General features: G+C 53.0%; 3 protein-coding genes. 2 read left to right on the forward strand and 1 reads right to left on the reverse strand.

Annotated features, from left to right (window positions below):
- Nucleotides 1-152: 152 nt before the first annotated feature.
- Complete coding sequence (locus QMD53_06895) at nucleotides 153-425, forward strand: metal-sensing transcriptional repressor (GenBank protein MDI6800365.1); 273 nt, start codon at nucleotides 153-155, stop codon at nucleotides 423-425.
- Between the two features lie 23 nt (nucleotides 426-448).
- On the forward strand, nucleotides 449-2,752 hold the full coding sequence (locus QMD53_06900) for a heavy metal translocating P-type ATPase (protein ID MDI6800366.1): 2,304 nt from the start codon (nucleotides 449-451) through the stop codon (nucleotides 2,750-2,752).
- On the opposite strand, the gene QMD53_06905 is transcribed toward QMD53_06900, so the two are convergent.
- The gene (locus QMD53_06905) at nucleotides 2,643-3,368 is read right to left on the reverse strand and encodes a sulfite exporter TauE/SafE family protein (protein MDI6800367.1); all 726 of its coding nucleotides are present in this window, start codon (nucleotides 3,366-3,368) and stop codon (nucleotides 2,643-2,645) included. The genes QMD53_06900 and QMD53_06905 overlap by 110 nt on opposite strands.
- Nucleotides 3,369-3,695: the final 327 nt, after the last annotated feature.

Consider the following 3,695-nt stretch of genomic DNA (forward strand, 5'->3'; position numbering starts at 1 on the left):
TGAAAGAGGACATTTTAACATTGCTGAAAGCGGACATTATCATTTTGCTGTAACACGAACTTATGATTTGAAAACCTCGGGCAGCCATGATAATATTTATACCTGTATCCTAGGTAATAGGTATAGTAAGTATTTCGACTTAAGGAGGTATGGTGGAGAACAAGAAGGAAAAGACCAAGGTAAATTTCAAGAAGGCTCAGAGTCTGCTGGCTACCATCATCAAGATGGTCGAGGAGGATAGGTACTGTATCGACATCATGCAGCAGAACCTGGCCGCGATCGGGCTCTTGAAATCGGCTCACCAGATGCTGATGGAGAATCACCTGAACACCTGTTTCAAGCGGGCGATGGCAACGAGCGACGAGGAGCGCAGGAACGAGATGGTCCAAGAGATCCTAAAGGTTACTAAGCTCTTCAACAAATAAAGGAATTTTAAAGAGGGGTCAAAATGAAGAAGATATTAAATATCGAAGGAATGCACTGCGCCTCCTGCGCCGCTAATATCGAAAGGACCTTAAGTAAAGAGGAGGGGATCGCGGCGGCCACCGTCAACTTTGCATCCGAAAAGCTCTTTGTCGAGTTTGACGAGAAGGTGACCGACCTTAAGCGGATCGATAAGATCTTAGAGGACCTCGGTTTCAAGGGGACTTTGGAGGAGAACAAGGAGGCCGGTCCCAAAGATATGAAAGATGGCGGCAAGGCCGCCCGCTTGAAGAGACGCTTTCTCCTTTCTCTTCTCTTCAGCCTACCCATCATTTATTTCGTCATGGGACCGATGCTTGGCCTAGCCGTGCCCAGGCTCACCAACCAGACATCTGTTATCATGCAATTCGTTTTAACGACGGCCGTTATCCTAGCCTCCTTCTCCACTTGGGTAAACGGCCTTAAGAACCTGATCAAGCTCAGACCCAATATGGATTCCTTGGTCTTTCTGGGAACCTCAGTCGCCTACTTCTATAGTTTGGCCGTCTCCATAACGACCTTTGGAGGCCACGGCGAGCTGCTCCATCTCTACTATGAGAGCGCCGCCTTCATCTTGGTCTTCATCTCGCTCGGCAAATATTTGGAGGCCCGGGCCAAGGGGCGGACGAGTGAGGCGATAAAGAAACTCATCGGCCTGCAACCTAAGGAGGCGATGGTGATAAGGGATGGGGTTGAGATCAAAATCCCCATCGCCGAAGTGTTAGTAGGAGATGTCATCCTGGTCAAACCGGGAGAGAAGATACCGGTCGACGGCGTTGTCATAAGTGGCTACTCTGGCGTGGATGAGAAGGCGATAACCGGCGAATCTATCCCCGTCGAGAAGAGGGAGGGAGACGCCGTCATCGGAGCGACCATCAACAAGACGGGCAGTTTTGAGTTTCGAGCTACCAAAGTCGGCAAAGATACCATGCTGGCCCAGATAATCAAGGTTGTCGAGGAAGCGATGGGCTCAAAAGCCCCCATCCAGCTTTTAGCGGATAAGGTCGCCTATTACTTCGTTCCGACCGTAATGAGCATAGCCATCGTATCATTTATCGTCTGGCTCATCATCGGCCAGCCCCTTGCTATGGCCTTGACCGTGCTCGTTTCGGTCCTGATAATCGCCTGCCCCTGCGCCCTCGGGCTTGCCACCCCGACGGCCGTCATGATGGGAACCGGCCTTGCCGCCAAGCGGGGCATCCTGATAAAGAGCGGGGGAGCCCTGGAGGTGGCCAAGGACTTAGATATCATCGTCTTTGACAAGACCGGAACGTTGACGGTGGGCGAGCCGAGCTTGACCGACATGATCCCCGTCAAAGAGGGCTTCGGCGAGGAGGAGTTATTAAGGATTGCCGCTTCGGTTGAGAAAAGCTCCGAGCACCCCTTGGCCCAAGCCATAGTAAGCGCGGCCAATGAGAGGGACCTTGTTCTGCGTGATGTTGAAAAATTTGAGGCCTTGGTCGGCTTTGGCATAAAGGCCAAGCTCGATGAGAAGACGGTGCTCCTTGGCACAAGGAGGCTGATGACCGAAAACGGCTTCGACTTTAATGTTGCCGAGCCCAAGATGGCCATGCTCGAAAGCCAAGGAAAGACGGCCATGCTCCTTGCCATGCGGGACGCTGGGGTCATCGGAATAATAGCCGTAGCCGACCGCCTAAAGGACTCCTCCAAACAGGCCGTCACGGCTCTTAAGAAGATGGGCAAAGAGGTCTACATGATAACCGGAGACAACCGGCGGGTGGGCGAGGCCATCGCCAAAGAAGCGGCAATCGACCGCGTCCTGGCCGAAGTTTTGCCTCAGGATAAATCGAGCGAGATCAAGAAGCTTCAAGCCGGCGGCAAGGTGGTGGCCATGATCGGCGATGGCATAAACGACGCCCCGGCTCTGGCCCAGGCCGACCTTGGAATAGCCATCGGTAGCGGAACGGACGTGGCCGTCGAGACCGGAGATATAGTCCTCATAAAAGATGATTTAAGGGACGTGGTCACGGCCATCGACCTTAGCCGCTATACCTTGAGGAAGATCAGGCAGAACCTCTTCTGGGCCTTCATCTATAATGTGATCGGCATCCCGATCGCAGCCGGCGTCCTCTATCCTTTGACCGGCTGGCTCTTAAATCCAGCCATAGCTGCGGCCGCCATGGCCTTCTCTTCGGTCAGCGTCGTCTCAAATGCCTTACTTATGAGAGGATACCGGCCAAAGCCGACCCAAAGAGGGGCAAAGGCTCCGCCCCCTCGCTTAAGACCCTTTCAAAGGAGCCGAAGGGGTTCTCGCCCACCACGTCGATGACGCCAGAGACCATGCCCATCCAACAACTGAATTTATACCTTCCGACCTTAAGCGGAGTGAACTCCTTGGTGCTGACCTGACCGGGGCTCAAGGGGATCTCTCCCTCAAAGAGACCATTTGAGATGATGGCGTTGGTGCAGCCGCTCGTCCCACGATCGGCAATCTCCCATCTGACCGGAACGCCGGCCCTGACTCGAAAATAGCTCGGCGAATATTCGTAAGAGAAGGCCTCCATCTCTATCACCTGTTTGCCATCGACTATGGGAGGCAGACTCCCCCTCGCAATCCGGACCGAACCGCCAAACATGCCAGCTAAATCTTCCCGATTAGAAAGGCCCAAAAGATTCATCTGTGAGTTGACGCTGAAGAGGGCAAAAAAGAGGACTACCACGCCAGCTACTTGTATGAATCTTTTGCTCAAATCTGGTCTATTGTGGAACTTGAGGCTAAAGGGGCCGATTCCAAGGAACATGGGAAGCGTTCCCAGCGCAAAGAGGAGCATGATGAGCCCCCCTTGGACGGCGCTTTTCGAAATTAGGGCGAACCCCTGGGCTGTTATGGTGAATCCGCAGGGCAGAAAGAAGGTCATGGCCCCCATCAGAAAGGGAAAGGGCATATAGCGCCCCTTGAAGTCGGATTCGTCCGAAGCATAACGGGTGGAATGGGACTACATTGAGCGTAGTTCGAGCTTGCCTAGGATCAGAAACGGGTGGGCTTGATTGGGCACAATTTGAGGGATTTTTGGTCGCAATTGCTGAACGAAGCTCGAACCTTTTTTGAACGGAAAATTCTCGATTAGCTCCGCTCCGCATTTCCGCCCGCCGAACTTCGGCGGAATTGGAGGCCGTGCCAATTTCATTGGCGCGCCGACATTTTGTTTTGTTTAATTGTACTAGTCAACAGCTTACCTGACATCTAGTGGTTTTGAAGAGGCGGCCACTTG

This window comes from Actinomycetota bacterium (assembly GCA_030017835.1).
Classification (GTDB): domain Bacteria; phylum Actinomycetota; class Aquicultoria; order UBA3085; family Oleimmundimicrobiaceae; genus Yes70-04.

Coding starts and splice junctions, on each gene's coding strand:
- QMD53_06900 (MDI6800366.1), top strand. CDS start 449: ATGAAGAAGATATTAAATATCGAAGGAATGCACTGCGCCTCCTGCGCC.
- QMD53_06905 (MDI6800367.1), bottom strand. CDS start 3,368: ATGCCCTTTCCCTTTCTGATGGGGGCCATGACCTTCTTTCTGCCCTGC.